This is a genomic window from Acinetobacter sp. YH01024, assembly GCF_013420195.1.
GTDB lineage: Bacteria > Pseudomonadota > Gammaproteobacteria > Pseudomonadales > Moraxellaceae > Acinetobacter > Acinetobacter amyesii.
In genome coordinates, this window is sequence record NZ_VOYQ01000078.1 from 1 (window position 1) to 6,259 (window position 6,259).

General features: G+C 36.5%; 7 protein-coding genes and 1 pseudogene. 4 read left to right on the forward strand and 4 right to left on the reverse strand.

The window, feature by feature from the left end; genetic code table 11:
• Both FTT88_RS16560 and FTT88_RS16565 read right to left on the reverse strand, forming a co-directional pair.
• The coding region (locus tag FTT88_RS16560) for a replication initiation protein (protein WP_180174118.1) at positions 1-489 on the reverse strand (489 nt) is incomplete at its 3' end.
• A gap of 765 nt (positions 490-1,254) precedes the next feature.
• Positions 1,255-1,572: a conjugal transfer protein TraD gene (locus FTT88_RS16565; protein WP_373886709.1), complete on the reverse strand. Its 318-nt coding sequence runs from the start codon at positions 1,570-1,572 to the stop codon at positions 1,255-1,257.
• On the opposite strand from FTT88_RS16565, the gene FTT88_RS16570 reads away from it, so the two are divergent.
• The gene (locus FTT88_RS16570; protein ID WP_180174119.1) at positions 1,546-1,941 is read left to right on the forward strand and encodes a hypothetical protein; all 396 of its coding nucleotides are present in this window, start codon (positions 1,546-1,548) and stop codon (positions 1,939-1,941) included. The genes FTT88_RS16565 and FTT88_RS16570 overlap by 27 nt on opposite strands.
• Positions 1,942-2,249: 308 nt before the next feature.
• Complete coding sequence (locus FTT88_RS16575; RefSeq protein WP_180174120.1) at positions 2,250-2,642, forward strand: prepilin-type N-terminal cleavage/methylation domain-containing protein; 393 nt, start codon at positions 2,250-2,252, stop codon at positions 2,640-2,642.
• Positions 2,643-2,691: 49 nt separating this feature from the next.
• Here FTT88_RS16575 and FTT88_RS17430 read toward each other — a convergent pair.
• A pseudogene (locus FTT88_RS17430) lies at positions 2,692-2,805 on the reverse strand (RepB family plasmid replication initiator protein); the annotation flags it as partial.
• A 1,654-nt stretch (positions 2,806-4,459) separates the two neighbouring features.
• On the opposite strand from FTT88_RS17430, the gene FTT88_RS16580 reads away from it, so the two are divergent.
• The gene (locus FTT88_RS16580) at positions 4,460-5,446 is read left to right on the forward strand and encodes a hypothetical protein (RefSeq protein ID WP_180174121.1); all 987 of its coding nucleotides are present in this window, start codon (positions 4,460-4,462) and stop codon (positions 5,444-5,446) included.
• Between the two features lie 14 nt (positions 5,447-5,460).
• The gene (locus FTT88_RS16585) at positions 5,461-5,667 is read left to right on the forward strand and encodes a hypothetical protein (protein ID WP_179991696.1); all 207 of its coding nucleotides are present in this window, start codon (positions 5,461-5,463) and stop codon (positions 5,665-5,667) included.
• A 3-nt stretch (positions 5,668-5,670) separates the two neighbouring features.
• Here the strand turns inward: FTT88_RS16585 and FTT88_RS16590 are convergent.
• A partial coding sequence (locus tag FTT88_RS16590; protein ID WP_180174122.1) for a replication initiation protein occupies positions 5,671-6,259 on the reverse strand: 589 nt, incomplete at its 5' end.

Below are 6,259 nucleotides of genomic sequence, written 5' to 3' on the forward strand. Positions count from 1 at the left end.
TGCTTGGTACTTCTTGGCTAAATGGTAAAAGTCTAGGGAATAGTCCTTTTTGAGCCGTAGAACCACCTCTTTTTTATATTTAGTGTAAGGGTTCAGTGCATCAAACTCTCTAAGCAATAATAAAACTTCATCTGTAAAATATAATTCTGTTCCGCCTTGGCCAGCTTTATAAACAACTTTCTGCATCCACCTAATTTTTACCCGATCTCCATTTTGGGCGGTGTATCCAAAGAATCGTGTAAAAAGCCGTTCTGATGCATTCTCTAATGCAGTATACGCAGTCGAAAGATCGACACCACATTCCTGTGAGAAGTCACTCGATGAGATGAAAATAGGCTCATTGCTCGATATTTTTGTTGTTCTAGCGAGTGGCGTAGCCATGATGAACAAACGCTTTTCATCAAGAGACATACCTCTAAAACACTCAGCAACTCTGTTTTGCAATACAACCCAGTCTTTAGGGTAATGTTTTTTCAGGTCTACAGGCATATTATTTATTCTACATTGTTCAAATTTGTAGTTTTTATATATTAACCTGCATCCTTATTCAAGTAGTTTTTAACCATAAAACTACAATATTATGTTTGTAGTTTTAAACTTGGCGTTTGTAGTTTTTAAACTTGGCGTTTGTAGTTTTTAAAGGGCATTTAACTTGGCGTTTGTAGTTTTAAACTTGGCGTTTGTAGTTTTTTAAAGTTTGAAAGCCATGTTATACGTGGCTTTGAGGGGGGGCTAAAAGTATTTAAAAGCTTCTTAAAAGAATAAAAAGGAGCAGGGGGGTGAAAAACTGCCCTATGACACTCGCTAAAGCTCGTGACATTTTGAACTCGCTTTGCTCGTTCGAGGGGCAGTTTTTAGGTTACTATTGGTTGTGAATTCCAAAAGCAAAAGCGACTATGAATTCGCTTCGCTCATAAGTTTTATGCTCGCTTTGCTCGGTCATGAAGCAAATTAAATTCAGTCGCTTTGCTCGGTAAATTTCAAACCAGTGCAAATACCGCAATTGTAATCAGAAGGAAAAGCGCAAGAATTTTTATTATGGGTCGTCACTCGTAGACACTCGTTCGGTTTAAACCTGTTTTTGTTTAGATAAAATTAACAGCCAAAGATTTAGGCTTGAATACCCAAAAAAAGCATTGGATTTGATCAAAATCAGTAAAAAAAGATCACTTTCAGCCTAAAAAACAAATTTACATCGGCAATTCAGGTTTTTTTGCCTTAAAACGCTCTCATTTGCGTTGTAAGGCGTTCTTCTTACTTTTTGGTGTCTTTCCTTTGGTTTAGGATTTTCTGCCCGTATTCGCGCCATAAAACCCATTTTGGGTCATCTTGGGGTAATTCTGCTGTTTTGAGGAGAATGCCAAGCAACTCAGCTGGGTTGTGGTTGTCTAAATTAGCGATTTCAAACAAGGCACCAAGTTGGACAAGTTTGTGAGTTCGCTCTTTACGTTTTTTTGCCTGTTCTTCGGTAAATATTTTTTTGGCAGCTCGTTGGGCTGCTGCTGCTCGATCTGCGGTACGTTCTGCTTTGATCAGCGTATTTAAGTGTTTTGTGTTGCAGCTATTCAGCACAATAACGAGCGTTTAAAAACTCAGTTATCCGAAGCTGTAAAACAGGCAGCCGAGAATGCAGCAGAACTGACAGCAAAGAAGATTGAATCAAGGGCAGCCCATGCTGTTAAAGACTTTGATAGCATCAAATGGACACACTACGCCTATGTCACTGGAGGAATGTTTCTCTTTGTTCTTTTTATAACAATATTTTCTATTTTATGGATTCCATCGTTTGATGAAATTGCAGAGCGAAGGGCAATAGCAGAAAAATATGGAGTGGATGTAAAGCGAGTGGATGGAAAGAATTTAGTTCATATCATGTCGAAGCAATGTTATTCATTGAATGGGTCTACCGTTCTAGATTGGTGTGTGATAGACCCTAAGTAATTTTATAATAAAGTATGAAAGATAGTAGACATTAGAAAAAAATCTATTAAGCTATAAAAAAGCCAGTCTAACTCCACATTTTAGACTGGCTTTTTTATAGCTTAATATTGGCAAAAAGAGACTTCTTCTGACATTTTTTGTCACTTTTGTCAAAAAAATTAATCATGAAATATTATTTCTATGTACAAATAATATTAATAATATATTGATTATTAATTACTTATTTGCGTATTATTTGTTGGCACGCTTTATGCTATTTATCTAAAAATATATTATTTAATCCAACCTTACTTTATGGGGAGAGTGTTATGAACGCTCAAAAAGGTTTTACATTAATTGAGTTAATGATTGTTGTTGCTATTATTGGTATTTTGGCTGCAATTGCGATTCCTCAATATCAAAATTACACTCAACGTTCTTCAAACAATGCATGTTTAGCTGAAGCTAAATCATATGTAGGCATTTCAATTGCTGATAAAGCTTCTGGAAACGAAATATCTAAATATGAAAAGTCTGCTTGTCTTTCTGTTTCTAAAGATGGTTTAGAAGATGCTACAGCTGCAACTCGTCTTGCTGCTTTTACGGGAGATATAACTTTTACTCCTAAAGCAAGTGGAACAGCATCTGAAACACAAACGACTAAGTGTAATGCTGAAACAGGCACTTGTGTTTTAAATACTAAAGCAACACCAGGTGGTTAATAGTAAGTAATAATATTAAAAAGCCGCATCTTTAAAGATGCGGCTTTTTTTAACTTTTATTTTTGTATCCCGCTTTATTCAAGTATGGATAAAGCTCATCAAACTTCTCAGGCTGTAAAAGCATCTCAGCAATACGTGCAGCAAATTGCTGATAGCTTTCTGTAAATGCAAAAAATAAGGGTTTTTAGCTACTTTAGGTGTTTTTTTGATTTACCTAACTGAGGTAAATTAAAGTGCCTTAGAGAGCAAAATAGAGAGATTTAGGAACTCACCTCGTTTAGTTGCTTTGCCGCAACCGAGGGAGTCATATCTCACTTTCGTAGAGTTCACGTTGTTTGTCGAGTAGAACATGGGTAGGCAAATACCCAAGTCATTATCACAATACGTCGTTTTTTATACTAAAAAATGGAAAAAACTCATCTTAACGAGGACTCCGCTAATTTTTATAAATTAGTTAAATATTCAATTAGTTAGAATTGAAGCTATGAAAAAAATCATGCAGTACACAAGACTATGCTGCCGTATTTTCTTTTCTTTCATTAACATTTGCTTAGTCCTGACTTAGATCGGGAGACCAATCCCGACCTATAAGAACAAACAATGGCGACCACCATTTTTAGCTATGTTTCGCTTTTTTAGATAACAACATAAAACCGACTCGGATTTTCGACAACACTACTCCCTTTACCACCTGTAGCAGCCACGCCACTGGTGAGTTTGCAATGTTTAAATACAGCATCGACTTCATTATTTTCATAACTTATACGACCTACTCATCCTCTCTCCCTCTCCATGCCTTGCCGTGACAACTCAATGTCTAACAGCATGGAGATTCCCAAGTTATTTCTAACAGTCTTGATCAGCCCGCCTATTCTCTTTTGTCATTTAGCACTTCCTGTTTCCCCCCATCGCGGTTCCTTAAAAATATGGGGATATGGCTAATAAGACAAAATCTGAGAGTAAGGCTCTTAATCTGCACGTATCTCGAGTTTATGCTTCTCGATGTTTGACGTTTAAGCTATCAATCGACCTACCTTGCTTGAGATAATCTCACTTAGTAGTGCCAGTGTATCCAGATTTCTCCTCAACACCCTGTAACCTTACGGTTACCTCAGAATCCATCGTCTGTGCTTGTGAGTTGCGCCTCCCTCTTTCGAGTGCATTTGCCGCAACACACAATCGGTATTAACGAACTTTTGACATCCTGTCTCGTCCTCCCGAGTTCTGCTAGAACAGGGTTTCGATACAAAAATATGCATCTAACTAGGCTATATCTAACCTAGTGACCATTTCTCCGACTGAAAGTCGGTTTATAGGCTCCCGTTTCCTTGTCGCCCAACCGCTTGTTACCAAGCCGATTGGATCGAAAGCGAGTATTACAACTCGCTAGCGCCCATCAGATCGTACCGAACCATGCTTCCACGGTAGTACGCTCAATCGGTCATCCCAAAAATGGCTAGTAATGGAATGTGGGCTATCTAAAAAAACATGGCTTTAAGAACAGGCTGCTGCCTGCCCAAATCGCTAAAATGCAAATGGTCAGGCAGTTGGTCAGACTGTCTTTAGTCAATGAATATCTCAACTATAAACCAAACAAAAATGGGTGTAAATTCCGTCACCTAGGAACCACTAGATTGCACGATGACAAATTGTGTCAATTAAGTCCGACCAATGCCTTTGGCATTGGTAAAAAATCAAAATCGTTGAAAGCCTTATAAAATATAGCTTTTAGTTAAAATAAATATTGCTTGATTACATAGGACTTTTTAGAATATTGCTTGATGACAATTTAACAAATATTGCTTGGTGACAATAAAATGATTCATTACAGCCCGAACAGTCGTTATACAGCGCAAAAAATTGTAGATAAAGTTGCAAACGGTGCGTATTTCTATAGTCACTTTACTATTGAATCTGATAACACGATGTTTGCAGATAAAATCCAAAAACTCATAAAAAAACTCAGCAAAAAATATTCTTTAGATTTAAGCCCACGACAAAGGACTTATCGTTTAAATAAAAAAAATGAGCCTATTGCGGATTTAATTATTCAAAAGCGTTATGACCAAGATATATGGGAATTTTGGCTGTTTGTGACAACTCCAAAAAGCAATGAATACAACACTCTTAAAAGCGAGGGGCAATTAAAGAAAGTAGTCAAACAGCGAATATCAGAAGTTGAAACAACGTGGAATCGAGAAGAAGAACAAGAACAAATTTCATTGATTCAGACATATTTTAATGACCATGAAAAATTCAAATTTGTTTTACAAAAGCCCTTTTTAAAAGTTGCGTTTGGAAATGGGAAAAATGTTGAACTGGTGCGACTTTCACACTCAAAAAAGAAATCAAAGAATTATCCTGATACGGAGAAAAGTGCAAAAAACTATACATGGACTTGGCGATTTGATGAGCCTAGCGTGCAGCTGATTAAAAAAAGCTATGTTGAAATTATAAATACACTTATTTCAAATAATGACAAAAGCGTTGGCATGTCTAAGTTGCAGTCATTTTATGATGATCTGAAATTTTACGGAGTCTTCAAAGGGAATCGGCACCAGATCGGACGATTGTTTGTTGATGCGGTCAGTTATCACTTCAAAAAAACAGGGAAAAACTTTAGAAAAATGGACTACTACATTCCTTTAGAGCTGAATTACCTGCCCCGAATTAAGAATTATGCAGATGATTTTATTCAGTATGTTTTCTTAAGAAGGATTTATGAGAGTGTTCAAATCAATTTGAATAAAGACGATGTAAATCAAGACACTTACACCGAACTATTTAACAAATATTTGGTTTAATAACAGGACTTAATATGAATATTGCAACCTTAAAAACTGCTGAAATATTTAAAAAACTCCCTCATTTATTTAAGTCTAAGTTTATATTTTTTTTCCTAGGCTTTTGGTTGATGCTAACAGCATTTCACTATGTCGATATTGTACCTAGTGATGATTATTTAATAATCTCAAAAGCCTTAGGAATACTTGCTTTGATCACCTATTTTTTTGAAAGAAAATAGGTGTTACCCCTTAAAATCAGTATGTTTACGCAATGCTGCAAATATACGTTTTGCGGTTTCTTCACGTACCGATTTTGGGTCTCTCAAAATGCCGGCAATAAACAAGGCGAAAGCATCATAACTTGGGAATGTTGAAAGATCAGATATGTCACTTACCCGACTTAAAACAGCACTGTATTTACTGATTTGAGCATCTGTTAAATTACAGAACATATCTATTGTGTTCAGATCCCTGCTTTGAATAACTGGTTTAGGCTTTGGTTTCTCTTTTACGGTGAACTTAAAGCCCACAACAGAACGGCCACTTTTCACATTTTCATAACTCAGGTCTATGTCTGTATTGGCTATGATCTCATTCAATGAGGGTTTGATGACACGATCTTTTAAGTTGCCTATACGCCTGTATGATTCAGGTAAACCAAGCTGTTCAAACAGATCATCGAGAGTTATTTGAAATCCCCCCATTGCTTGGTACTTCTTGGCTAAATGGTAAAAGTCTAGGGAATAGTCCTTTTTGAGCCGTAGAACCACCTCTTTTTTATATTTAGTGTAAGGGTTCAGTGCATCAAACTCTCTAAGCAATAATAAAACT

Excerpts from the sequence above, each read along its gene's own strand:
- FTT88_RS16580 (WP_180174121.1), top strand. The coding sequence starts at position 4,460 with ATGATTCATTACAGCCCGAACAGTCGTTATACAGCGCAAAAAATTGTA.
- FTT88_RS16585 (WP_179991696.1), top strand. The coding sequence starts at position 5,461 with ATGAATATTGCAACCTTAAAAACTGCTGAAATATTTAAAAAACTCCCT.
- FTT88_RS16575 (WP_180174120.1), top strand. The coding sequence starts at position 2,250 with ATGAACGCTCAAAAAGGTTTTACATTAATTGAGTTAATGATTGTTGTT.